At 62.0% G+C, this 24,313-nt stretch carries 17 protein-coding genes; 12 read left to right on the top strand and 5 right to left on the bottom strand.

Going from position 1 to position 24,313, the window contains the following annotated elements:
• The coding region (locus ACOJCM_RS15915) for an immunoglobulin-like domain-containing protein (protein ID WP_445213049.1) at positions 1 to 3,199 on the top strand (3,199 nt) is incomplete at its 5' end.
• 106 nt (positions 3,200 to 3,305) lie between these two features.
• Entirely contained in the window at positions 3,306 to 3,632 is a 327-nt protein-coding gene (locus ACOJCM_RS15910; protein ID WP_445213048.1) for a tryptophan synthase subunit beta like protein, read from the top strand.
• Between the two features lie 61 nt (positions 3,633 to 3,693).
• Here ACOJCM_RS15910 and ACOJCM_RS15905 read toward each other — a convergent pair whose 3' ends face one another.
• Positions 3,694 to 5,610: an EAL domain-containing protein gene (locus ACOJCM_RS15905; RefSeq protein ID WP_445213047.1), complete on the bottom strand. Its 1,917-nt coding sequence runs from the start codon at positions 5,608 to 5,610 to the stop codon at positions 3,694 to 3,696.
• 76 nt (positions 5,611 to 5,686) lie between these two features.
• On the bottom strand, positions 5,687 to 6,394 hold the full coding sequence (locus ACOJCM_RS15900) for a transglutaminase-like cysteine peptidase (protein WP_445213046.1): 708 nt from the start codon (positions 6,392 to 6,394) through the stop codon (positions 5,687 to 5,689).
• A gap of 278 nt (positions 6,395 to 6,672) precedes the next feature.
• On the opposite strand from ACOJCM_RS15900, the gene ACOJCM_RS15895 reads away from it, so the two are divergent.
• Genes ACOJCM_RS15895 through ACOJCM_RS15880 form a run of 4 tightly spaced genes read left to right on the top strand, consistent with a single transcriptional unit; the run spans position 6,673 to position 11,936 of the window.
• Complete coding sequence (locus tag ACOJCM_RS15895) at positions 6,673 to 8,766, top strand: type VI secretion system Vgr family protein (protein ID WP_445213045.1); 2,094 nt, start codon at positions 6,673 to 6,675, stop codon at positions 8,764 to 8,766.
• Positions 8,763 to 9,620: a DUF4123 domain-containing protein gene (locus ACOJCM_RS15890; RefSeq protein WP_445213044.1), complete on the top strand. Its 858-nt coding sequence runs from the start codon at positions 8,763 to 8,765 to the stop codon at positions 9,618 to 9,620. The genes ACOJCM_RS15895 and ACOJCM_RS15890 overlap by 4 nt, the downstream gene beginning before the upstream one ends.
• Positions 9,598 to 10,062, top strand: a complete 465-nt coding sequence (locus tag ACOJCM_RS15885; protein ID WP_445213043.1) for a DUF3304 domain-containing protein — start codon at positions 9,598 to 9,600, stop codon at positions 10,060 to 10,062. The genes ACOJCM_RS15890 and ACOJCM_RS15885 overlap by 23 nt, the downstream gene beginning before the upstream one ends.
• Entirely contained in the window at positions 10,059 to 11,936 is a 1,878-nt protein-coding gene (locus ACOJCM_RS15880; RefSeq protein WP_445213042.1) for a DUF2235 domain-containing protein, read from the top strand. Before ACOJCM_RS15885 ends, ACOJCM_RS15880 begins: the two co-directional genes overlap by 4 nt.
• 25 nt (positions 11,937 to 11,961) lie before the next feature.
• Here ACOJCM_RS15880 and ACOJCM_RS15875 read toward each other — a convergent pair whose 3' ends face one another.
• Genes ACOJCM_RS15875 through ACOJCM_RS15865 form a run of 3 tightly spaced genes read right to left on the bottom strand, consistent with a single transcriptional unit; the run spans position 11,962 to position 15,280 of the window.
• Entirely contained in the window at positions 11,962 to 13,137 is a 1,176-nt protein-coding gene (locus ACOJCM_RS15875) for a cation diffusion facilitator family transporter (RefSeq protein ID WP_445213041.1), read from the bottom strand.
• On the bottom strand, positions 13,134 to 14,324 hold the full coding sequence (locus ACOJCM_RS15870) for a 1-acyl-sn-glycerol-3-phosphate acyltransferase (protein ID WP_445213040.1): 1,191 nt from the start codon (positions 14,322 to 14,324) through the stop codon (positions 13,134 to 13,136). The genes ACOJCM_RS15875 and ACOJCM_RS15870 overlap by 4 nt, the downstream gene beginning before the upstream one ends.
• 26 nt (positions 14,325 to 14,350) lie before the next feature.
• On the bottom strand, positions 14,351 to 15,280 hold the full coding sequence (locus ACOJCM_RS15865) for a recombination-associated protein RdgC (RefSeq protein ID WP_445213039.1): 930 nt from the start codon (positions 15,278 to 15,280) through the stop codon (positions 14,351 to 14,353).
• A 150-nt stretch (positions 15,281 to 15,430) separates the two neighbouring features.
• Here ACOJCM_RS15865 and ACOJCM_RS15860 point away from each other — a divergent pair, with 150 nt between their 5' ends.
• From ACOJCM_RS15860 to cmk, 6 genes are all read left to right on the top strand, one after another.
• Positions 15,431 to 15,859 (top strand): acyl-CoA thioesterase, encoded by a 429-nt coding sequence (locus tag ACOJCM_RS15860; protein WP_445213038.1) that lies wholly within the window; start codon positions 15,431 to 15,433, stop codon positions 15,857 to 15,859.
• Between the two features lie 174 nt (positions 15,860 to 16,033).
• Positions 16,034 to 18,748 carry a DNA gyrase subunit A gene (gyrA, locus tag ACOJCM_RS15855; RefSeq protein WP_445213037.1) on the top strand — a complete coding sequence of 905 codons (2,715 nt, stop codon included), beginning with the start codon at positions 16,034 to 16,036 and terminating at the stop codon, positions 18,746 to 18,748.
• 282 nt (positions 18,749 to 19,030) lie between these two features.
• Positions 19,031 to 20,116 (top strand): 3-phosphoserine/phosphohydroxythreonine transaminase, encoded by a 1,086-nt coding sequence (gene serC / locus ACOJCM_RS15850; RefSeq protein ID WP_445213036.1) that lies wholly within the window; start codon positions 19,031 to 19,033, stop codon positions 20,114 to 20,116.
• 3 nt (positions 20,117 to 20,119) lie between these two features.
• Positions 20,120 to 21,211, top strand: coding sequence for a prephenate dehydratase (gene pheA / locus ACOJCM_RS15845; RefSeq protein ID WP_445213035.1), 1,092 nt, complete (start codon positions 20,120 to 20,122; stop codon positions 21,209 to 21,211).
• Between the two features lie 2 nt (positions 21,212 to 21,213).
• On the top strand, positions 21,214 to 23,511 hold the full coding sequence (locus ACOJCM_RS15840; RefSeq protein ID WP_445213034.1) for a bifunctional prephenate dehydrogenase/3-phosphoshikimate 1-carboxyvinyltransferase: 2,298 nt from the start codon (positions 21,214 to 21,216) through the stop codon (positions 23,509 to 23,511).
• On the top strand, positions 23,508 to 24,194 hold the full coding sequence (cmk, locus tag ACOJCM_RS15835) for a (d)CMP kinase (RefSeq protein WP_445213033.1): 687 nt from the start codon (positions 23,508 to 23,510) through the stop codon (positions 24,192 to 24,194). The genes ACOJCM_RS15840 and cmk overlap by 4 nt, the downstream gene beginning before the upstream one ends.
• The last annotated feature ends 119 nt before the right edge of the window (positions 24,195 to 24,313 follow it).

Here is a 24,313-nt window from a genome sequence, read left to right as displayed (position 1 = left end):
GACCGCCGATGACGACGCCTTTGTGGGGGGCCAGGATAGCCTGGTCAACAGCATCGACGCCGTGCTCAGCGACAGCGGCAGCGAATTCGAGAACCTGGCCACTGCCGGCGAGACCACGGTGACCGTGACTGACGAGCCAGGTACTCCCGGCAACCCGGGCACGCCCAACGGCGGCGACCCGATCACTATCAGCATCGCGGCGACCTCGGAGCAGTTCACCGAAGCTCAGCAGCAGACCTTCACCGTCAGCCTGAACAAAGCGGTCGATCGCGACGTGGAAGTGACCCTGGATGGTGGCAAGACCGTCACCATCGCCAAGGGCGCTACCAGTGCCACCTACACGCGTGATGCCCAGGGCGAGGATGTCTACCAGGACGGCGCCACCGTCACCGTCGCCCTGGAAGGGGCGGAAGCCGCCGATGGCACCGCGTTCGAGAACCTCACGCTGGGCGAGGCAGCACAAGCCCAGATCGTCGACACCATCGACACCGTCACCGCCACGCTGACCTCCTCTATCGATGGCAATGAAGATGGTGCCACGGTGACCTACACCGTGACCCTTGGTGCCGCGCCGTTGGAAGACGAAACCTTCACCTTCGATGTGGATGGCCAGGAGCAAACCATCACGATTGAAGCGGGCAAGACTAGTGCGACCACCACCGTCACATTCAGCGATCCTGATGTCTATGTTGATAGCGATACCATCGCTGCTCCGAACAATCTGACAGGCAGCAATAACAGTGGTTACGAGCAGCTCGTGTTGAATAACGCGGCAACGTCCCATCTTGTGCCTGACACCATTGATACTACTACTGTCAGCATCTCGGCTATTGTTACCCAGACTTCCGAAATCAATGTTGGCAATGTCGATTCTACAGATAGCTTCACTGTCACTGCGTACAACGCTGATGGGTCACTTGGGACATTATCGCGTGTCACAGGCACGGATCACAATGGCTTCGGTGTGTCAGGCTCGAGTTCCGGCGGAGGAGCCAGTAGCGAGCTCGGTTACGTGTCCAATGGCAATAGCGAGAAAATTTCCGTTGACTTCAATAACCAGGTCAAGACGTTCGATGTCCAGTTCGCATGGCGCAACAATGGCGAAAAGGCCAAAGTCGAGTTTTTCAATAATGACGGTGTTTCTGTTGGTTGGGCTATCGTATCGGGAGGCGGCACCTCCACACAGGCGCTGGTAACCTATTACGATGCAGATGGCAGGGTAACTAAAACCGAACATGCCGAAGGCGGCTCTGATCGAGTGGACAATGCCTATACCTTCGAACCGGGTAGCGGTCAGTCCTTCGTACGAGCTGAGTTTACAGCGGTAGGCCACGATGACGATTACTTGATTCATTCTATCAAGTACAAGGAGGTCATTGACGATGATGCCTCCAGCATTGGCGGACCTTCCCAGGTGGTGTACGAGATCGAAACCTCAAATCCGCCGGATGAGAGCCAGTATGATTTCTTGAATACTTTCCCGACCGCGGAAGTGGTAATTGATGGGCAGTCATATACTGTTCATTTGGATCGAAATGGGAAAGGCACCATTACTGTTGATGCGAATGGAAAAAGTGACCTGGTAGCCGAGGTCATCCAGATAAATGGTAACTTTGAGCATGTCGAACTACCGGAAAGTCTGACTCTCTATAAAGGCGTCCTTGCTGTCGATGGAAATGATAGCCATACCATTAATGGTGGCCAAGGTAACGACTTGCTCATTGGAGATCAAGGCGGAACCGAAAGCAACTTCCAGCCAAGCCAGAACTACAATATCGCACTGGTCGTAGATACTTCTGGTTCGATGAGCGAGGATTCTGGCCAGACAAAGCAAGTTTGGGTAGAAAGTGGGCATAAGTGGAGGGGCAAGTGGGTGGATACCAGTCACTATGAAGAGCAGCCTGTCCCTCGCATAGAGCTTGTCAAGGATGCCTTGAAGAACCTTGCAACTCAGCTCGCTGGTCATGATGGTAAAGTTAACGTCGCATTGATTGGTTTCAATAGCTCGGCGGTTGATGTAACGCCTGGCAACCAGCAATCGGATCTTGTATTCACTGATCTCGATGCCTCGTCATTGGATGCGTTGATCGACAAGATTGACGCGTTGATTGCCAATGGAGCTACCAACTACGAAGCAGCGTTCAAGGAGGCTGATGCTTGGTACGATTCGCTATCCGTTGATACAAGCTACAAGAACCTGACGTTCTTCCTGACCGATGGCAACCCCACTACCCATATTGGTGAAGGTGGCGGTAGCGCAATGAACTATGGTGACATAGCTAACGCCTTGGATGACTACAAGGCAGTGGCTAGCCATGGTGAGGTACATGCAATTGGTATTGGCTCTGGCGTCAATATTGATGTACTCAAGTTCTTTGATAACAGTGACGTAACGGGAGAGCACTCGCTCACGGTGGAAAACCGTACAATTACGGATCAAGCTGGCGAGGTCCACATCGTTAATAACGCTAATGAGTTGAATGCCGCTCTGCAAGGAAGCTCCACCAATGATGAGCTGGCTCAGGTTGGTAGCGATAACATAGTCGGTGGCGATGGCAATGACATCATCTTTGGTGACAGCCTGAATACTGATGGACTGAGCTGGGCAGGGCGTGAGCTACCATCAGGTTCTGGTATGGCTGCCTTGAAGGAGTTCTTGAAAGTCAGCAACGGAGGCGTCGCCGCCACCGATCAGCAGCTTTACGATTACCTCAAAGCGAGCCATGGTCAATTCAATGCCGAAGGCGATACTCGTGGTGGTGACGACCGTCTCGATGGGGGCAGCGGAGACGATGTACTCTATGGTCAGAGCGGTGACGATACTTTGATCGGTGGTGCCGGCAACGACACCCTATACGGTGGCTTGGGCGCTGACACGTTCGCCTGGAACTTGGGCGATCAAGCAGACGAAGGTACGCCGGCAGCGCACGACACCGTCAAGGATTTCAACATCGAAGAAGGTGACAAACTCGACCTGGCTGATTTGCTGAAAGAGTATGACGAGGGTGAAGCGTTGAATGGTTTCATTCAGGCATCCGAAGAGAACGGTTCCACCGTGCTGCATATCAGCACAGCAGGTAACCTAGGCGCCGACGGAGCCGGCGCGGATCAGAAGATCACGTTGGAGAATGTCCCCAATAGCGATCTGCCTGCTACGTTCCTGGAGGACCTGCTCAAAGACCAACCCAACATCGACTGACCTTTAGCGTGAAAACCTCTACCCTGCCTGGCACTGCCGGGCGGGGTTTTTATCGATACACTGTCCAAGATTGGGAATACGCACCGTGCCAGGTGAGGGGGATCGCATGTATATCAAACGTGGGGAGCATGACCGCATCGAACTCGTCAGTCAGGAGCCGACGGCGGAATGCCGCGAATTCGTCTCACCCGGTTCGTCCGAGCTGCAAAGCTTCATGGCGGCGGAGGATCCCGAGGCCTTGGCACTGTCCAAGTCCGACCTGGCGTTCGTGCGGGTACTGGAAGACGTGATCAACGTCTTGATGGACAAGGGGGTGATCAGCTTCACCGACCTGCCCGAGCCCGCCCAGCAGAAGCTGCTGGAACGCCAATCGCTGCGCAAACGCAGGAACAGTGTCGGTTTGATGCCCGAGGAAGATAACGGCATCATCTGATGCGCTAGAACGAAAACGGCCAGGGAAATCCTGGCCGTTTTCGTTCTAGCTATCCTGCACCCTAACTAATGGGTTTGCCTTGTTCACGTACGCCTGGCCCCGTCACACCATCCAGGCCCAGTTCGAATAGAACGGTTGCGGCACTTCGACTCTCAACGCCTTCCGCAATGGCCATGATGCCGAGCGAGTGCGCAAGCGTTGCCATGCCTCTCAGCAGACTCTGCTGGTCGCTGCGACTTTCGATTTCCTGGCTCAGCGCCCCATCGATCTTCAAGAAGCTCAGGCCCATATCCTGTAGCCCCTCGATCTTGCCGAAATGAGTGCCGACGTGCTCGAGCCCCACCCGGCAGCCCAGCCCGAGCAGGGCATGACAGAGCGTCTTGAGTGCCTGGGGCTGCTGCATGGCAACGGACTGTGGCAGCTCGAACCACAGCTTGTCGGCGATACCTTGGCGCGCGCGGACACGCGAGAGCAGTTCGCCGACGAAGTGGCCGTTGTTGAGCGAATCGGAGGACAGGTTGATCGCGACCGCCTTGCCGCTGGACTCGACGTCATCCAGTGCCGCCGAGACTGCGGCCAGGTCGAGCGCGGGCGCCATGGCAAGACGCGAAACCCAAGGCAGGAAGACGCCCGCAGGGCGCCATTCCCCTTTGAGATGCAAGCGTGACGGCACTTCATGGTGTAATAGCTTGCCCTGCGCATCCAGCACTGGGTAGTGTGCCAGCGAGACTCCTTGTTCGAGAGCCACCGTCAGGGCCTCGCGCCATTCGTCGTGGCGCGTGAACAGCACGCTGCTGGCGGGCTGGTCGACGATCTCCTGGCTGTTGTCCCCGCGGGCTTCGGCGGCGGCCAGCGCTCCGTCGAGGCTGGCGAGCAGTTGGGCTCGTGCTTCCCCCTGATGATACTGGCACAAGGCGGAGGGCAGCGATACGACGGCGCCCAGCTCCTGGCCCAGGCTATGCAGTCTTTCCGTCAGATCGCTACCCAGGGCTTCGAGATCGTGGTGTCGTGGCAGAATCAGGGCAAAATCACTGCCGTTGAGACGCCCCACCGTGCCGTAGCCATACAGGTTCGCCAACTGATCCAGGCGCCGGGCGATCCGAACCAACAGCGTATCGGTTGCTGCATGGCCGAGGTGCTGGTTGAGCTCAGCCAGGCGGGCGACACGCACCATGGCCAACGTGCCGCTGGCATCTTCCTTCTCACTGTTGAGGTGGGCCTGCAGTCGATCCAGGAACGGGACGCGGGTGAGGGTATCGGTAACGGGGTCGTGCTGCATGCGACGGCGCAGCAGGTCGAGCTTGTCGCTCTCTTCGCCCAGCATGCGACGCACCGCCTCCGAAAGCTGGTTCATGGCCTGTACGACTTCACGCAGTTCTCGTGTCCGGGGTTCGTTGGCTACCATGAAGCGGCGTTGGCCGATGGCCTGGGCCTGGCTGACCACGTTTCGAAGCGGACGGCGAATGGTGCTCACGATCCAGCTCGCCAGCAGCAGGCTGATGGCACCGGCCAGGGCGAACCATCCCGTCAGCACCAGGGTACTGCGCCACAGTGAGCGGTAGGCGAAGCTGTGTTGGCTGGCCAGTTCCAGGGTACCGTACTGCTGCCAGCCATCCTGCACCACGGCCTGGCCGGGGGAAACATCGAAATCCACCAGCTGTACGAACCAGGCCGGCACGTCCTCGATATGCTCGCTGGCCGTACGCTGCTCGATGATCTCGCCCTCGGTATCACGTAGAGCGATGCGCTGGTAGTGGCCCGTGTCGAACTGGGCGGCCAGCAACAGCTCCAGGATGACGGGGTCCTTCTCCATCTGGCTCATCGACAAAGCCAGGGCATTGGCGTTGTCGTTGTTCTTGATTTCGATTTCTTGCTCGATGTAATGACGACTGCTCGTCACGCCGATGAGCAGGCTGCCCAAGAAGGCCAATAGCAGCAGGGTCGCTATGGTCAGCCAGAGCTGCTTGATCAATGACATATCTTCGTTCCCCCCGGTAATGAGCGCCTTGATTCGTTCCGTTGCGTCGTTGGCGTGTTGTTATCGGGCTTCGCCATCAAATGAACCCTTGCTGCTGCATGCGCTCGATCACGCTGCGCCAGCGCGAGAGACGCGCCACGGGATCCGCCCGCGACTGGGTGGAGCCACCGGCCCACAGCCCCTCGCTGTTGAAACTGAAAACAGGATCGAGGTCGGTGCGCTCGTTGGCGAGCGTGATGGAAGGCACGATGTTGTCGAGTACCCGCGGAACGGCGGAAGGCGTCTCGTAGTAGCCCAGCACCATATGGGCCTGGCTGATCTGACTGCGGCCGATACGGGCGCGAACGTAGATCATGCGCAGCCTGGAGACGGGCACGCCAAGCTCCTTCAGAGTCACGTATTTGGCGATGGAGTAGTCCTCGCAGTCCGCCTGTCGCTTCCCCATGGTTTCCAGCGGCGTGGCCCAATAGTCTTCGGTACCCCAGATCTGGATGTCCTCGACCCAGCGTATGCGGCGATTGAAGAAGTCGTTGACGTCTCGCAACTGGGTATCGAGCCCGGCGCCTTCCAGGCGATCCAGCAGCGTGAACCACTCCTCGAGAATGGCGAGCCCTGAGCTGCCATAGAGGCGCTGCATGCTGTCGCGCAGGCGGGTCCGGTCGATGCGTGCCTCGAGCGTGGCAGGCGATAACCCCAGCCCAGCAATTACCAATAGCCCGCCCAGGCCGACCATGAATCGGCGGCGCTCAGGCTTGAAGCCATGTGGGGCAGGGCGATGCGTCATCGAGGCGGGCCGATCGAACGTGTTAAGTAATGTAAGGCATCCGGCGAGTATAGAGGAGTGAGAACCCCAACACGATAGGTGGGGTGCTTTTACCTCACAGGGTCGGAAGGTGTTCCTTTGAAAGCATGAACCACGATTCCGATTGCTTGTAAGAAATTGACGACAGCTTTCGTCAGCAATAAACGTTTCCTGCTGCGTCCGTCTTGTGCCCTCGTTTCGCTTGCGTAACCTTGCGTTTCATATCTGCTTCTCAACGAGTTGCTCAAAGGAAGGCGTACATGGCTGACGCAACTGGATTGCAATTCACCCTCGAGCTCGCCGGGGCCGACAGCGCCGAATTGGCCGTGGTCGATTTCACCCTGGAAGAGGCGCTCTCCCAGCCCTTCGCCCTCAAGGTGCGCTTCGCCAGCCGCGACGGCAGCCTCTCCGCCACAGAGCTGCTCGACCGCCCCGTAAGCCTGACGATCTGGCAGGGCGGAGAGGCGCTGCGCCGGGTGCACGCTATCGTCACCGAGTTCGGCCGCGGCGACCGCGGTCACCGCCGTACGATGTACTCGCTGGCGGCTCGCCCGGCGCTCTGGCGCCTGGGCCTGCGTCACAACTCGCGCATCTTCCAGCAGGTCTCGCCGCTCACCGTGCTCAACATCCTATGTGACGAGCGTGGCCTGCACGATGTCGCCTTCGCCGCCGCCCGCGAGCCCGCCGAACGGGAGTACTGCGTTCAGTACCGCGAAACCGACCTGGCCTTCGTCGAACGCCTGGCCGCGGAAGAGGGGCTTTTCTATTTTCATGAGTTCGAGGATGCCCCGAACGGCGCCCACCGGCTGGTCTTCGCCGACGCGCCACAGACCCTGGCCCACCTGGGCGAGCGTACCTACCACGGCCGCGCCGGCGGCACCCCGCCCAAGCGCCACGTGCGCAAGCTCGAACAGCTCGCCCGGGTCGCCCCGGCCTCGGTCACGCTCAAGGACTACTCCTTCAAGAACCCCGCCTATGCCCAACGACACGAGCATGTAGGGAATGAGCTTGAGGCCCATGGGCAGCGGGACGACTACGAACACTACGACTACCCCGGGCGCTACAAGGCCGACGCCTCCGGCGAGGCCTTTGCCCGCATTCGCCTGGAGCACCTGCGCAACGACGCCCTGACCTGTGCCGCCGAGAGCGACCTGCCGGAACTCGCCCCCGGCACCCGCTTCACCCTGACCGACCACGATCTCAGCGAGCTAAACTGCGACTGGCAGTTGGTGAAGGTCAAGCACGCCGGCAGCCAGCCCCAGGCCCTGGAAGAGGACGGGGTCACCCAAGGGGATGCTGAGGGGATGGGCATGACGACGTATACCAATACCCTCATCCTCACCCCTGCCGACCGCGCCTGGCGCCCCGAGCCCAACCCCAAGCTCCGCGTCGATGGCCCTCAGGTCGCCTTCGTGGTCGGCCCCGAAGGGGAAGAGATCCACTGTGACGAGCACGGCCGGGTCAAGGTGCAGTTCCCCTGGGACCGTTACGCCGAGCCGGATGAAACCGACAGCGCCTGGGTGCGCGTCTCCCAAGGTTGGGCCGGCGGCGGTTACGGCAGCATCGCCATTCCGCGGATTGGCCATGAAGTGATCGTCAGCTACCTGGAGGGCGACCCCGATCAGCCGCTGATCACCGGACGCACCTACCATGCGGTGAATACGCCGCCCTACGCGTTGCCCGAGCACAAGACCCGCACCGTGATCCGCACCCAGAGCCACAAGGGCGAGGGTTTCAACGAGCTGCGCTTCGAAGACGAGGCCGGCCAGGAACAGATCTGGCTGCACGCCCAGAAAGACCTGGAACTGCTCACGAACCACGACCGCACCGAAGAGAACGGCCACGATAGCTTTCTCACCGTGCACCACGACCGCATCGGCGAGATCCACGGGGACGAGCATCTGACGGTACACGGCAATCGGCACGAGAAGACCGACGGCAACCAGCACCTCACAGTGCAGGGCAGCCTGCATATCCATGCCGGCCAGGCCTGGCTCAGCGAATGCGGGCGCGAGCTGCACATCAAGGCTGGCCACAAGGTGGTGGTGGAGGCAGGCAGCGAACTGACGCTCAACGCCGGCGGCAGCTTCCTCAAGCTCGACGGCGGCGGCGTGACCCTGGTCGGGCCCACGCTGAAGGTCAACGCCGGCGGTAGCCCCGGCTCGGGCAGCGGCCAGGCCGTCGAGGCGCCTCTGCTACCGGGCAGGGCCGTGCCCGAGGCGCACGAGCAGCGAGAAGGCATTGCGCAGGACGCCTTGCTTACTACTCGCCTGAAGGTGCCGGAAGTGTGTGAAGAGTGCTGGCAGAAGGCCTTGGCCGAAGGCCAATACGCCATTTCGGAGACCCGCGCATGAGCGGCATCTCGATACCCGATGCGTGGCATGAAGCTGCGCTGCCCACCGGGGTGAACCGTTACGCCCTGATCGAAATGGCGTTAGTCCCTCCGTCGGTACGTACCGAGCTGTTTAATACGTTCGGTACCGAAGGTAGTTTCTGGGCGTTGATCGATGATGACGCCCAGCCTCATCTCAAGCGTGAGGGGCCCTGGCTTCTCGAAGTCAATGATGCGCGCCTCAGTGTCTGGCAGCACCTCGATTCACTCTCCTGTGCGCTTCATGCCTGGATTGAGAGCGGGCTCGAAGGGGATCGCCTTGCCGCTCAATTGGCCCCTGCCATGGTGGTTGAGAACGAGGCAGCCAAGCGTTCCCTGCTGCGTTTCTATTTGCCTGAGACCATTGAGCGACTACACGCCGAGGCGCCTGAAGTCATCCATCAGGCGCTATTCGGTGGCATTCAACGCTGGTGGTATCCAGCCGAAAACGAATGGGTCGCCTTAAAGGGCCAGGAGAATCGCAACGGGTCAGGAGCTTGGCGCTTGAAAGTCGGCGATGACCTATGGACAGCGCTGCATGGCGATGCGGAAGTCATGGGCCTGACGGCTGAACTCGTCGAGAACGCTCCTGACCTGTTTCGGAACGTCTGTCGCTGCGAGCGGGCTCGTTTGGTAGCCAAGGCTCTGGAAAGTGCGGATTGCCATGGGCTGGTTCGCGTATCGGATCGACGCACCTATGCCTACCTTCAGCTGAGCCAGGGGGAGGAAGCCTGGCAATCGGAAGAAATGCATTCCTTGCTGCTGCAAGCTACCAGCGGAGATACGACGCTGCTGGAACTGCTCGACATCAAATATGGAGAAGCCGATGCTAGTTAACTGGGCAATGAACCGTTTCTTTCGTCTGATACCGATATGGGTCCAGGTCGTTCTAGTAGGAGCCATCGTCATTGTTTTGGTCTGGAAAGAACTTTTTCCTAGCTCATACAGTGGGAGCCTTGCTGGGTACAACCATACGGACCGCCCCATTTTCAGTTATTGGGTTGACGGTAACTGGGGCGGCAATGGCGGAACCACATGCTGTTGGTCGTTCAAAGGCGACACTGTAGAGGTAAGCTGGATACTTAGCATGACCGGGGAGCAGGAGCGTCAAGGCGTAGAAGAGGAACGCCATGAGGTTAAGCTGCCTATGCCAGTGCATACCCGAGGAGACCGATATCTACATGTACACTTTCTTCCTGGTAACAAGGTTGATCTTGTCTGGAGTTCAGAGATTAGGTCCCCAAAGCTAGATCAGTATCGTGCGGAGTTCGGAAGATGATGAAGCAATACGAGCTCTCATGTCTCCAGGCATTTAATGCGCGTTCTGGCGATAGTGCCGCCCGGATTCAAGGTGTAAATTGCCGAAAGAAGCTAGACATTGGCTTTTTCTTTGATGGTATAGGTCGCAATCTTCAACAGGACCAAATGCAGAATAGAACCAGCAATGTCGGAAAGATGTTTTTGGCTCATTACAGGAGTGAAGACGACGAGCTGGGAAATGCTTACAGGAAACACTACTATTCCGGTCTTGGCACACCTTTCGAAGCCAGCCTTTCAGAGAGTCTTGCGGGGGCGGCTCACCGTATTCCCAGCGAGGGGGAAGCGACACGAGACGGTCAGTTGCGTAGTAGCGTGACCGAGGCAGCCAAGGACGCTGCTTCTGGGAACCAAAACAGCCGCTGGTGGGAGGTTTTCGGTAATTCTTTAAAAAAGGAAATCACCAAGCCCTGGAACTGGGTCAAGCAGGCACGTAATTCGGCGGTGCGAACCGGGGCGGAGGCCATCTCACCCATTCGTGACAGCTCCCTGGCCGCAAACCTGCTGATGAGTGGCTCCTATACCCGGCAATCTGCAGCGATACACCACTTTCGAAAGAGCGTGAGTGAAGTGCAGCAGGCCAGCCAGTTGCCGCTAACACAAATTCGTGTGTCAGTCTTTGGTTTCGACTTTGGCGCGGCCATGGCCAAGGCCTTCGTGCGCGAACTCCTGGACGACGTTTGCGAGTGTTACGGAGATACTCATAGCTATTCGGGCGCCGAGGTCAAGGTGGTCTTCGTTGGACTCCTCGATTGTGTCGATCGTACTCATACCGAGATGGGGCCGCTCGACTGGTTGCATCCGCTCACGCCGGTACTCGACGATGGAGGAGCCCTGCATCCGGCGTGCCAGCGTGCCCTGCATTTGGTCGCAGCTCATGAGCGGCGCTTCTATCGCCGTTGCCGTCCCTTGGGAGGACAAAGCACCAACTGGCGCGAAGAGCTTTGCCCGGGGATAAGCGAGGATATCGGCGGAGGACTGGTTTCCGCTGAGCAGAAACATAGTGCCGAGTTATCCCGCGCTGCGCTGCACCGCTTGTACCGCCAGGCAACGCGAGCCGGAGTACCGTTGCCAACGTTAGAAGAGTTGGGAGAAAAAGATGCCGTGACGGCACAGCTTTTCGAGCTAAATGACCAGATCGAAGGCTATTCACTTATGGCGATGGCTAGCCATTACCAGCGTCAGACGTCGAGCCATCGAAGCCCATCAGCAGAAAACTTTCGCTTCCACACGCTGATCTACCTGGCCTGGCTGGCTCAGCGGTATCGCGACTATCGTGAGGCCTTGGCCCTACTGGAAAATCGGGAGGAGGCGCTACCCAGTCGCTACTACAACCACACGCTGGGAGCCGTGACAGCCTCCCTCACCGAGAGTCGTGAGCAATGGGAGCGGGAAGAGGCGGAGCGGGCCGATATCGATGCAGGGCTCGCCGACTTGAAGACGACCTGGGGATGGCTGGAACAAGTCGATAGCGAAGCCCGGGACATACGAAATCGCTTCAGCTCGCCTGATCCCAACACGCGGCGACATGCCCGGGCCGTACTGCGCGAGAATTACGCTTTGGCGGAAAGCTGGCATCGTTGGACGCGTGAAGCGTCTCCGCCAGCACTTCCCGAGCCAATCGAATTGCTATTCGCCTATGGCTTGCACGATAAGCAGCCGGAGGAGATGACCTATCGTAATCGGCAGCCTAACCAGAGTACTGGAGGGTATCGGTTCATGACGTATCGGGACATTGATTGGCCCGGAGACGAGACGGTCGCGCAGGACATGGCGCCCAATCCCCGAGAGCAGGCTCACCCACGCCAGCAAATGCCCGCCTGGACCATGCGTTAGCGATCTGCCACTCCAAGGTTGCAGCCTATCCTTTCCCCGGCCCCTGCCATACGCGCAAGCGCCCCAGCCAGCTGAGTCCGTGAGAGGCCTCGCGCAGCTCGCGGGCGGCATCGTCGAGGCTTTTTCCCCGCGGCAGGCAGCGTACGTAGACCGAGATGTCCACTTGTTCGGCCAGATAGTGCAGGTCGAGGGCGACGCGGCTCTGCCAGACGGGGCTGTGTTGCCAGGCTTCGTCGAGCATGGTTTCCACGTCGCGTCGAAGGGGGAGGCCGGGGCGCAGGCTATGCTCGATCTGGTCGGAGTCGTCTTCGGGGTCGATGTGGAAGGTCACGTCGGCCAGGTTGGGGAAGGCTTCGCGCAGCTGGCGGCTCACCGCATTGCCGATCTCGTGTGCTTCGGAGACGGTCAGGCGCGGCGCCACCACGATATGCAGGTCGAGGACGACCTGACTGCCCAATGAGCGTGTGCGCAGGTCGTGAACGCTGTCGACGCCCGATACTGCCTCGGCAATGGCGGTCATCTGTTCGATGTCCTGCTCGGGCAGGGCGGTGTCGATCAGCTCTCGGCTCGATTCCCAGAGCAATCGCCAGCCCACCTGGCCGACCAGGATGCCGACGACAATGGCCGCCACCGCATCGACCCAGCCGGCACCGAACTGTGCGGCCACCAGCCCTACAATGACCACGCCGGTGGAGAGCGCATCCGAACGTGAGTGCCAGGCATTGGCTTCGAGCAGCCTGGAACGCACCCGTTTCGCCACCGCCAGGGTGTAGCGAAAGATCCACTCCTTCGCGATAAGAGAGGCAACGGCGACGGCAATCGCCCACAAGCCCGGGGCGGGTATCGGCTCGCCCGCCAGCAGGCGGGCGAGGCTGGCCCAGGCAATACCGCCCGCTACGAAGATGAGCACACTGCCCAGCACCAGGGTCGCCAGCGTTTCGATGCGGCCGTGGCCGTACGGATGATCACTATCAGGCGCCTGGCGGCCGAAATGCGTGGCTGCCATCACGAAACCGTCGGTCACCAGGTCGGAGAAGGAGTGTATGCCGTCGGCGATCAGGGCGGCTGAGCCCACCAGCCAGCCCGTGATGACCTTGAGCACACCCACGGTGAGGTCGATGACGGCCCCGATCAGCGTGACCCGATGGGCTTCGCGGGTCTGGGCACCTCGATCGAGTGGCAGGCGGTCAGGCTCGTTCACAAGGGATCCAAGTCGCGGCCGGTGCGCTGCGCCGCCTTGTTGCGCACGGGATTGGCATACTGGGCCAGCCACCAGTCGCGCAGTTCGGCGGGTACTTCGTTGAGGCGTGCCTGGAAACGCGCCCGGTCGACATCGCTGACTTCGCTCATGTCCAGCAGCTCCGGCGCGTCACCGAGGGCTTCCAGCGCCAGGTAGTGGCTGGGGAAAAGGTGGTAGCCGCCGACCACTTGGCGGTCCAGCTCGGTGGCTACGGCTTCGGGTGTATCGAAACCATCGCCCAACGGTTCGCCGAAGTTGAGCTGAACGCGTCCCTTGGCCCCGGTAATGCCGGCGACGATGGACTGGATATCCTCGAATTCACTCTTCTCGTAGCGGCCCTGGCTATGGATGGCGTGCAGTTCTCGCGCTTTTTGCAGGTCGCAAGGGTCGTACTCGTAGCTGATCGAGACCGGCACCATGCGAAGCTCGGCGATGGCCTTGCCGATGGGAGCGTTGCGATCCTCCTGGCGGCGCGCCATGGTCAGCATCTTGATGATGGCCGGGTCGGTACGGTCGATCCCGTCCTTGGCGCGTCCTTCGCGTTGAGCCATCCAGATCGAGTGGTTGTCCTCGGTGATCGAATGGCGGATATAACTGGAAAGGTTCTGGTACGCGGCCAGCATGGCGCGCTTGCCTCGCAGGGCACGCGGCACGATGAAGCTCTTGTTGAGCCGCATCAGGTCGGTCACATAGGGCTTCTTGAGCAGGTTGTCGCCGATGGCGATGCGCACTGTGTCGCGTCCTGCCTGGTGCAGGGCGTAGTTGACGAAGGCCGGATCCAGGGAAATGTCGCGATGATTGCCGATGAACAGATAGGCGGTATCGGGGGCCAGGCGCTCGAGCCCCTCCACACGGAAGTCGTCGGTCGAGGTGCGAATCATGCGAGCCATGTAGTAGGCCACGCGCATCTGGAAATCGCGCACGCTCGTTACGTCGCGGGTCTCGCGGCGAATGGCGTACGAAGCCAGGGCGCGAGCGAACCATGGCAATGTGCGGCTCAGGCGTGGAAGCCGGTAGCGGGTCAGGGCGTCGAGCAGCTCGCGGTTGTTGGCCAGGTCTGCCAGTACCGCGGCCACCTCATCGTCCCGGTAGGGGCGAATGTCGGCCCAGGGGTCCGTCGGAGTCGTGCCTGTCTGGAAATCGGTCATCGATTTTTCTTGGTTACCGGGTTCGGTCATGAAGCTTGCGTGGCAGCCTGATTGGCTTCGCCACCCAGCCAATCGATCAATCGCTCAATCTCTTCGGCCAGCGCCTGGGTCATGAGCATGAAGTCGGCCTCGAGCCGTACGATGGCATCCCCATCGTCCTCTGTCTCGCTGGCTTCGTCGATCAGTGCGTCACTGAACCGCAGCGACTTCAGCGTCATGTCGTCATGCAGCACATAGCCAAGGCGGCCCTCGACCTCTAAGGCCAGGCGACTGGCCTGTTTACCGGTGGCTAGCAGCTGTTGTATCTCGTCGCTGTCCAGGTCCACCTGGCGTGCCCGCAATACGCCGTCGTCCCCCTTGGCCTTGAGTTCCACCTGGTCGCCCAGCAGTAGCGCGGCTGGGCGGGAATCTTCCTCTGCGAGCCACTGGGTCATGGCGCGCATCGGCAGGGTCTGGGTGGCCAGAGGCGTTACCTGGAGGCTGCCCAGGGTCTCGCGTAGCAAGTCCAGTGCCTCTTCGGCGCGCTTTCGGGAGCTGGTGTTAACGGCGATCAATTGGCGCCGGGTATCCCACCAGAGGTCGACCTTCTGGCTGCGGATGAAGGCGCGGGGCAGCAGCTCTTCATAGACCTGCTCCTTCAGTTCCTGCTTCTCCTGGCGGCGTAGCTTGCGTCCTTCACGGGATTCGATCTCGGCGCTACGCTCGTCGACCTCCTCGCGAACCACGCCTGCCGGCAATAGCCGCTCATGACGCAACATGGTCAGCAGCCGCTGGCCCTGCAGTTCATGCAAGAGTGCCGTGCCGGCTCGCCCGGCTGGCGGACACCAGCCGACACGCCGGGCCTCCTGCGTGCCGGGTGTCCGAGCGGCCAGCCCGGCCAGGGCCTCTTCCAAGTCGGCGGCAGGAATCTCCGCCGCCCCATGCAGGCGGTAAAGGTGCAAGTGCTTGAACCACATAGCGCATTCTCTGGGCGTAAAGGACGCATATTATGGCGAAGGGGACATCCGGGTTCCAGTGGCACTTTTTCAAACCCTTGTTTGAATTCAAGGCAATGGCGAGCCTAGAATCGAGCGTGATCACCCAACCCACGAAGGAAAGCACCGCTAATGGATTCCCGCATTTCCCGTGTCACCCTGCGCGTGCGTGGCTACCACCTGGATGGCTATGGCCACGTCAACAATGCCCGTTACCTGGAGTTTCTGGAGGAGGGCCGCTGGGGCTACTTCGACGACCGCCCCGATCTCGCCCGGCACTTCGCCTCCGGCAATCCTGCCTTGGTAGCGGTGAACCTCAATATCAATTACCGCCTGGCAGCGGTGGCCGGCGACGATCTTGAAGTGCTGACCCGGCTTGCCGAGCTTGGGAGTCGCAGTGCGCGCATGTACCAGGAGATTCGCCGCATCGGCGACGGCAAGCAGATCACCGACGCCGACCTCACCTTCGTGCTGCTGGACGTGCGCGCACAGCAGTCGATGTCCATCGAGGGCGAGATTCGCCAGGCGCTCGAGCCGCTCGTGCTGCCTAAGGAAACTTGAGCGACAACACCAAGCTTCCTGCCGTGTCCAGGGTTCCTTTGCACGTTCCCGCACGCTGCCTTTGTGTCGGCTGAAGTGGTATGATGGCAGGCTGTAATGGCGCGCCACCGCCTCGGTCACGGCTTGGCCTGAGGCACGTGCCAAATCGATGTAGCGCAAAGGATTCCGAAACCCATGGGTGACATCGCCAGAGAGATTCTGCCAGTCAATATCGAGGACGAACTGAAGCAGTCGTACCTCGACTACGCGATGAGCGTGATCATCGGCCGTGCGCTGCCTGACGTACGCGATGGCCTCAAGCCGGTGCATCGTCGCGTGCTGTTCGCCATGCACGAGCTTGGTAACGACTGGAACAAGCCTTACAAGAAGTCGGCCCGCGTGGTGGGCGATGTCATCGGTAAATACCATCCCCACGGTGACAGTGCGGTCTACGATACCATCGTGCGCATGGCCCAGGACTTCTCCATGCGCCACGTGCTGGTCGACGGCCAGGGCAACTTCGGCTCCATCGATGGCGACAGTGCCGCGGCCATGCGTTACACCGAGGTGCGCATGGCCAGGCTCGCCCATGAGCTGCTTGCCGACCTCGACAAGGACACCGTCGATTGGGTCGACAACTACGATGGCACCGAACGCATTCCCGACGTGCTGCCGACCAAGGTGCCCAACCTGCTGATCAATGGCTCATCGGGCATTGCCGTGGGCATGGCGACCAACATACCGCCCCACAACATGGCGGAAGTGATCGATGGCTGCCTGGCGCTGATCGACGACTACACCCTCACCGTCGACGACCTGATGGAGTACATCTCCGGCCCCGACTTCCCCACGGCCGGCATCATCAATGGCCGCGCCGGCATCCTCGAGGCGTATCGCACCGGTCGCGGGCGCATCTATGTACGCGCCCGCCACACCATCGAGCATGACGACAAGACCGGCCGCGACCACATCATCGTCACCGAGTTGCCTTACCAGGTAAACAAGGCGCGGCTGATCGAGAAGATCGCCGAGCTGGTCAAGGACAAGAAGATCGAGGGCATTGCCGAGCTGCGCGACGAATCCGACAAGGACGGCCTTCGCGTAGTGATCGAGGTCAAGCGCGGGGAATCCGGCGAAGTGGTGGTGAACAACCTCTTCGCCCAGACCCAGTTGCAGAACGTCTTCGGCATCAACATGGTGGCCATCGAGGACGGCCAGCCGAAGATCCTCAATCTCAAGGAGGTCCTCGAGGCCTTCATTCGCCACCGCCGCGAAGTCGTGACCCGGCGCACCCTGTACGAGCTGAAAAAGGCCCGCGAGCGTGGCCATATCCTGGAAGGCCTGGCCGTTGCGATCTCCAACATCGACGAGGTGATCGAGCTGATCAAGGCTTCGCCGAGTGCCGCCGAGGCCAAGGAAAAACTGCTCGACAAGGTGTGGCAGCCCGGCCAGGTCACCGCCATGCTGGAGCGTGCCGGCGCCACCTCGTGCAAGCCGGAGGATTTGGAAGAAGGCTTTGGCCTCAACACCACCGGCACCGAGTATCGACTCTCGCCGGCCCAGGCCCAGGCCATCCTCGAGCTGCGCCTGCACCGTCTGACCGGCCTGGAAACGGAAAAGCTGCTCGACGAGTACCTGGGTATTCTCGAGAAGATCGCCGAGCTGATGGCCATTCTCGCGTCCAGCGAGCGCCTGCTCGAGGTGATCCGCGAGGAGCTGACCGCCGTGCGCGACCAGTTCAGCGACCCGCGTCGCACCGAGATCCAGGCCAGCCACCTCGACCTCTCCATCGAGGACCTGATCGCCGAGGAAGACATGGTGGTCACGGTATCGCGCACCGGCTACGCCAAGACCCAGCCGCTCTCCGACTACCAGGCCCAGCGTCGCGGCGGCCGCGGCAAGTCGGCAACCTCCATGAAGGACGAGGACGTCATCGAGCACCTGCTGGTGGCCTCCACCCACGATACCGTGCTGCTGTTCTCCAACAAGGGCAAGGTCTACTGGCTCAAGGTCTACGAGATGCCGGCAGCCAGCCGCGGTTCCCGAGGCAAGCCGCTGGTCAATCTGCTGCCGCTGGACGAGGGCGAGGCGATCAACGCCATCATGCCGGTGAAGGATTACAGCCCCGACTGCTTCATCTTCTTCGCCACCGCCAAGGGTACGGTCAAGCGCACCAGCCTCGACCAGTTCTCGCGCCCGCGCAGCGTCGGCCTGATCGCCATCGATATCGAGGAAGACGATCGCCTGGTGGGTGCTGCCATCACCTCGGGCAACGACCACGTCATGCTGCTGTCTTCCAACGGCAAGGCGATCCGCTTCGAAGAAACCAATGTACGCGCCATGGGCCGTACCGCCCGCGGCGTGCGCGGCATGAAGCTGCTGGGCGGTGCCGAGGTGATCAGCCTGATCATCCCGCAGAGCCAGCAGATCGATGCCGACGCCGACAACGACCTGGAAGGCGCTGAGGGGGCTGCGGTCGAGAACGGCAACGGCGGTCAGATCTATATCCTGACCGCCTCCGAAAACGGCTACGGCAAGCGTACCCGGCTCGAGGAGTTCCCGCTGCGCGGTCGTGGCGGCCAAGGCGTGATCGCCATGCAGACCAGCGAGCGCAACGGCTCCCTGGTGGCGGCGATGCAGGTCTACTCCGCCGACGAGATGATGCTGATCACCGACCGAGGCACCCTGGTGCGTACCCGTGTCGATGAAGTCTCGATCACCTCGCGCAACACCCAGGGCGTCATGCTGATTCGCCTGGGCAACGACGAGAAGCTGGTCAAGACGGTGCGCATCGACGAACCCGAAGCCGGGAATGGCGCAGAGACCGAGGCGCCTGAAGTCGAGCCGCAGGGGGAGGAGCCGGGCGCTGATGCGAACGGCAGCGTAGACGAGAGCCAGAACGACGAATAAGGCTTGCCCCAGGCCGAGCGATGGCGCCGGGGACAAGCCGAAGTGAGGGTCTTTTGCCATGGGTGAGGCGGAATCAGAAGAACATGTTCTTCCCGTCGAACGGGTTGGCCATGGATGGCCAACCCAGGCCCTGCAAGCGGTGCAGGATGCAAGAGCGCCGCAGGGCAAAAGTAGCGCCCAGGGATGGGTTCACAGCGCCCTCACGTAGACTTGTCGACGGATCAGCACATCGCGTCGCTCCAGTCAGTAACCAAGCTTGAGCTGAGACGGAACACCACGCTGATGACACGCCACTATAACTTCTGCGCCGGTCCCGCGGCGCTGCCCACGCCGGTGCTCGAACGGGCGCGGGAAGAGATGCTCGACTACCAGGGCCGCGGGCTCTCGGTGATGGAGATGAGCCACCGTTCGCCCGAGTTCGTCGCCATCGCCGAGCAGGCCGAGGCCGACCTGCGCGAGCTACTCGCCGTGCCCGAGAACTACAAGGTGCTGTTCCTGCAGGGCGGCGCCAGCCTGCAGTTCTCCATGGTACCGATGAACCTGCTGGGGCAGGGCGGCACGGCCAATTTTCTCTACACGGGCATCTGGGGCAAGAAGGCGTTGGCGGAAGCCAGGCAGCTGGGGTTCGATGTGCACATGGCGGGCTCCAGCGAGCCCAGTGGCCATGCCGAAGTGCCGACCCAATCAGACCTGGCGCTTTCGAGCGACGCCGCCTACCTGCACTACACCGCCAACGAAACCATTGGCGGGCTGGAGTTCGACTACGTTCCCGACGTCAATGTGCCGCTGGTGTGCGACTACTCGTCGAGCATCCTTGCCGAGCCGCTTGACGTGTCGCGTTTTGGGGTGATCTACGCCGGCGCGCAGAAGAACATCGGCCCTGCGGGCCTGACGCTGGTCCTGGTGCGCGACGACCTGCTCGACAGGCGCTGCGAGCGCATCCCCAGCCTGTTCGACTACCGCGCCATGGCCGAGGCGGGTTCCATGGTGAACACGCCGCCCACCTACGCCTGGTACCTGGCGGGGCTGGTGTTCCAGTGGCTCAAGCATGACATCGGCGGACTCGACGCCATGGCGGCGATCAATGCGCGCAAGGCGGCCAAGCTCTACGCGGCGATCGACGCGAGCGGCTTCTATTCCAACCCCATCGCGCCGCGCAACCGCTCGCGCATGAACGTGCCCTTCGTGCTGGCCGACGACCGCCTGGACAAGCCGTTCCTCGCCGAGGCCGAACAGGCCGGGCTGCTCAACCTCAAGGGCCACCGCAGTGTCGGCGGCATGCGGGCGAGCCTCTATAACGCCGTACCCGAAGCGGCCGTCGATGCGCTCATCGACTTCATGGCCGATTTCGAGCAACGCAGGGGATAAGCCATGACCGACACCCCCACCAATCTCGACTCGCTGCGCGAGCGCATCGACTCGCTCGACAACGAAATCCTGCGCCTCATCAGCGCCCGTGCCGAGTGCGCCAAGCAAGTTGCCGACGTCAAGACCAAGCACGATCCCAGTGCCGTGTTCTACCGCCCCGAGCGCGAGGCCCAGGTGCTGCGTCGCATCATGGAACTCAACCCGGGGCCGCTGAACAGCGAAGAGATGGCGCGCCTGTTCCGCGAGATCATGTCCGCCTGCCTGGCGCTGGAACAGCCCACCAAGGTGGCCTACCTGGGCCCCGAGGGCACCTTTACCCAGCAGGCCGCGCTCAAGCACTTCGGCGAGAGTGCGGTGAGCATGCCCATGGCCGCCATCGACGAGGTGTTCCGCGAAGTCGAAGCGGGGGCGGTCAACTACGGTGTGGTCCCGGTGGAGAACTCGACCGAAGGCGTGGTCAGCCATACCCTGGATTCGTTCATGGACTCCTCGATCCACATCTGCGGCGAAGTGGTGCTGCGCATTCACCACCACTTGCTGGTGGCCGATACCACGCTGCGCGACAAGGTCTCGCGGGTCTACTCGCACCCGCAGTCGCTGGCGCAGTGTCGCAAGTGGCTCGACGCCCACTACCCCCGAGCCGAGCGCGTGCCGGTGTCGTCCAATGCCGAGGCGGCGCGCATGATCAAGAGCGAATGGCACAGCGCCGCCATCGCCGGCGACATGGCCGCCAAGCTCTACGGCCTCGAGAAGGTCGCCGAGAAGATCGAGGATCGCCCCGACAACTCCACGCGTTTCCTGATCATCGGCAGCCAGCACGTGCCCATGTCCGGCGAGGACAAGACCTCCATCGTGGTGGCCATGCGCAACCAGCCCGGTGCGCTGCACGACCTGCTCGAGCCGTTCCATCGCCATCGCATCGATCTCACGCGCCTGGAGACGCGCCCTTCGCGCACCGGCGTGTGGAACTATGTCTTCTTCATCGACTTCAAGGGCCATGTCGATGAGCCCCGGGTCGCCGCTGTGCTCGAGGAGGTTCGCCTGCGCGCCTCGGAGGTGAAGGTGCTCGGCTCCTACCCTGTGGGCGTGCTGTAAGCGTGGCGATTGGCAGCGTCCATGGCGAGCCGCCGGTTGAATCGCGCGTCCTCATCGTCGGCCTGGGGTTGATTGGCGGGTCGCTTACCGCCGCGCTGCGTGACGCCGGCTTCCAGGGTGCCATCCACGCCTGCGACCCGGACCCCGGCGAGATCGAGCGCGGCATCGAAATGGGCCTGATCGATCACGGCGAAACCCGCCTGGCACCGCTGGTGGAAGGCGCCACGCTGATCGTGCTGGCCGTGCCGGTGCTGGCCATGCAGGGCGTGATGGCCGAGCTCGCCGCGGCGCTGCCGCGGGAGGCGCTGGAGGGCGAAGCCCCGCGTGTGGTGATCACGGACGTAGGCAGCACCAAGGCGGCGGTGCGTGATTGTGCCATGGCCGCGTTCGGCCGCCTGCCTGCCGGGCTGGTGCTGGGCCATCCCATCGCCGGTTCGGAGAAGAGCGGCGTGGCGGCCTCCAACCCGCGGCTCTACGTCAAGCACAAGGTCATCCTCACCCCCAGTGTCGAAACCGCCCCGACCGCGGTCGCGCGGGTGCGTGCAGTGTGGCTTGCCTGCGGCGCCGAGGTGCTGGAGATGGAAGTCGACCGGCACGATCAGGTGCTGGCGCGCACCAGCCATCTGCCGCACCTGCTCGCCTTCTCGCTGGTGGATACCCTGGCACGCCAGGACGAGCGGCTGGAGATCTTCCGCTACGCCGCCGGCGGCTTTCGGGACTTCACCCGCATCGCCGGTAGCGACCCGGTGATGTGGCGCGATATCTTCACCGCCAACCGCGACGCCGTGCTGGCTTCGCTCGACGACTTCGAAGCTGGGCTCGGCCGGCTGCGCCAAGCGGTGGAGGCGGCAGACGGCGATGCTATGCTTGCCATCTTCGACCGTGCCAGCCATGCCCGGCGCTATTTCGACTCTCTCCTGAACCAGACCAGTTATCAGGCGGAATACCAGATGCAACAACAAGGCAGACTCACCTTTCGGGCCGCCCCGGGTGGCCGCGTGGCCGGTCGCATTCGCGTGCCCGGCGACAAGTCCATCTCCCACCGCTCGATCATGCTCGGTGCGCTGGCCGAAGGCGTTACCGAAGTGAAGGGATTCCTGGAAGGGGAGGATAGCCTGGCCACCCTGCAGGCGTTCCGCGAGATGGGCGTGGCCATCGAGGGGCCGTATCAGGGTCGCGTCACCGTGCACGGTGTCGGCATGCACGGGCTCAAGGCACCCTCCGGCCCGCTCTACGTGGGCAACGCCGGTACCGCCATGCGCCTGTTCGCCGGTCTGCTGGCGGGGCAGCGCTTCGACACCCAACTGATCGGCGACGCCTCGTTGACCAAGCGCCCCATGGGCCGCGTGGCCGACCCGCTGAGGTTGATGGGGGCCAGGATCGACACCGCCGAAGGCGGGCGGCCGCCGCTCAAGATCCATGGCGGCCAGGCGCTCAAGGGCATCGTCTACGACATGCCCATGGCCAGCGCCCAGGTGAAATCCTGCCTGCTGCTCGCCGGGCTCTATGCCGAAGGCGAAACCCGCGTACGCGAGCCGGCCCCCACCCGCGACCATACCGAGCGCATGCTGGCCGGCTTCGGCTACGACGTGCATCGTGAAGGCGATACCTGCTGGCTTCGCGGCGGCGGCAAGCTGACCGCCGCGCCTATCGACGTGCCCTCCGACATCTCCTCGGCCACCTTCTTCCTGGTGGCAGCGGCGATCACCCCAGGCTCCAACCTGACCCTCGAACACGTCGGTATCAACCCCACGCGTATCGGCGTGCTCAACATTCTCAAGCTGATGGGCGCCGACCTGCGCCTCACCAATGAGCGCGAAGTAGGCGGGGAGCCGGTGGCCGACCTGCACATTCGCTACAGGCCGCTCAAGGGAATCGACATCCCCGTCGACCAGGTGCCGCTGGCCATCGACGAGTTCCCGGCGCTGTTCATCGCTGCCGCCTGCGCCAGGGGCACCACCCGCCTGCGCGGTGCCGAAGAGCTTCGGGTCAAGGAGTCCGACCGCATCCAGGCCATGGCCGATGGCCTGGCCACCCTGGGGGTCGAGCACACCGTGCGTGATGACGGCATCGACATCGTCGGTGCGGGCGACAGCGAGGTGGCCTATGGCGGCGGTCGCATCGACAGCCTGGGCGACCATCGCATTGCCATGGCCTTCGTCGTCGCTTCCCTGCGCGCCGGCAAGGAGATCGTCATCGATGACTGTGCCAACGTCGCCACGTCCTTCCCCGGTTTCACGGAACTCGCCCGGGTGGTTGGGCTCAGAGTGAGCGAGGAAAAACAAGAGGTGGGGGCATGAGCGAGGCCAAGGTGCTGACTCTCGACGGACCCGGCGGCGCCGGCAAGGGCACCATCAGCCGCCTGGTGGCGGAACGCCTGGGCTGGCACCTGCTCGACAGCGGGGCGCTGTACCGCCTGACGGCGCTGGCGGCCATGCGTCACGGCGTGGCGCTCGATGACGAAGCGGCGCTGGCGCAGGTGGCCGCAAGGCTCGACGTGGTATTCGTGGCAGAGGAGCAGGCCACGCGTGTGCTGCTCGAGGGCGACGACGTCAGCCGTGAGATCCGCACCGAGCAGGTGGGCGACGCTGCCTCTCAGGTGGCCGCGCTGAACGGCGTGCGCCAGGCGTTGCTGCAGCGACAGCACGACTTCAGGAAGCCTCCCGGGCTGGTGGCCGATGGCCGCGACATGGGCACCGTGGTATTTCCCGATGCCGAACTGAAGGTTTTCCTCACCGCGAGCTCGGAAGAGCGTGCGCGCCGGCGCCACCTCCAGTTGCAGGAAGCGGGGGTGAATGCTAGTCTATCGAGTCTTTTGAAGGAAATTCAGGCGCGCGATGCACGCGACATGCAGCGCAGCGTGGCTCCCCTCAAGCCGGCCGATGACGCCATAACGCTTGATACCACGAGCCTGAAGATACCGGAAGTGGTGGAACGGTTGACGGAGTGGCTGGCCGAGCGCGGCCTGGTCTCCGGGACTTGAACTCCCTTGCGGCGCCCTCGAGCGGATGTCATGGCATGGTCGGGCACTATCATTCTTGCAAGCCCGGCCAGGTCCAACCAGCGCTAACATCCCCGGGGGTTTGGTAAATAAGGCCCGCA

The sequence above is a fragment of the Billgrantia hypersalina genome, assembly GCF_052584175.1.
The sequence above is the reverse complement of the archived record's forward strand: the minus strand, read 5'-3'. Positions and strand labels throughout refer to the sequence as shown.

Bases quoted from the DNA above. Each gene is read 5' to 3' on its own strand.
- ACOJCM_RS15910 (WP_445213048.1), top strand. From the start codon at position 3,306: ATGTATATCAAACGTGGGGAGCATGACCGCATCGAACTCGTCAGTCAG.
- ACOJCM_RS15905 (WP_445213047.1), bottom strand. From the start codon at position 5,610: ATGTCATTGATCAAGCAGCTCTGGCTGACCATAGCGACCCTGCTGCTA.
- ACOJCM_RS15900 (WP_445213046.1), bottom strand. From the start codon at position 6,394: ATGACGCATCGCCCTGCCCCACATGGCTTCAAGCCTGAGCGCCGCCGA.
- ACOJCM_RS15895 (WP_445213045.1), top strand. From the start codon at position 6,673: ATGGCTGACGCAACTGGATTGCAATTCACCCTCGAGCTCGCCGGGGCC.
- ACOJCM_RS15890 (WP_445213044.1), top strand. From the start codon at position 8,763: ATGAGCGGCATCTCGATACCCGATGCGTGGCATGAAGCTGCGCTGCCC.
- ACOJCM_RS15885 (WP_445213043.1), top strand. From the start codon at position 9,598: ATGGAGAAGCCGATGCTAGTTAACTGGGCAATGAACCGTTTCTTTCGT.
- ACOJCM_RS15880 (WP_445213042.1), top strand. From the start codon at position 10,059: ATGATGAAGCAATACGAGCTCTCATGTCTCCAGGCATTTAATGCGCGT.
- ACOJCM_RS15870 (WP_445213040.1), bottom strand. From the start codon at position 14,324: ATGACCGATTTCCAGACAGGCACGACTCCGACGGACCCCTGGGCCGAC.
- ACOJCM_RS15865 (WP_445213039.1), bottom strand. From the start codon at position 15,280: ATGTGGTTCAAGCACTTGCACCTTTACCGCCTGCATGGGGCGGCGGAG.
- ACOJCM_RS15860 (WP_445213038.1), top strand. From the start codon at position 15,431: ATGGATTCCCGCATTTCCCGTGTCACCCTGCGCGTGCGTGGCTACCAC.
- gyrA (WP_445213037.1), top strand. From the start codon at position 16,034: ATGGGTGACATCGCCAGAGAGATTCTGCCAGTCAATATCGAGGACGAA.
- serC (WP_445213036.1), top strand. From the start codon at position 19,031: ATGACACGCCACTATAACTTCTGCGCCGGTCCCGCGGCGCTGCCCACG.
- pheA (WP_445213035.1), top strand. From the start codon at position 20,120: ATGACCGACACCCCCACCAATCTCGACTCGCTGCGCGAGCGCATCGAC.
- cmk (WP_445213033.1), top strand. From the start codon at position 23,508: ATGAGCGAGGCCAAGGTGCTGACTCTCGACGGACCCGGCGGCGCCGGC.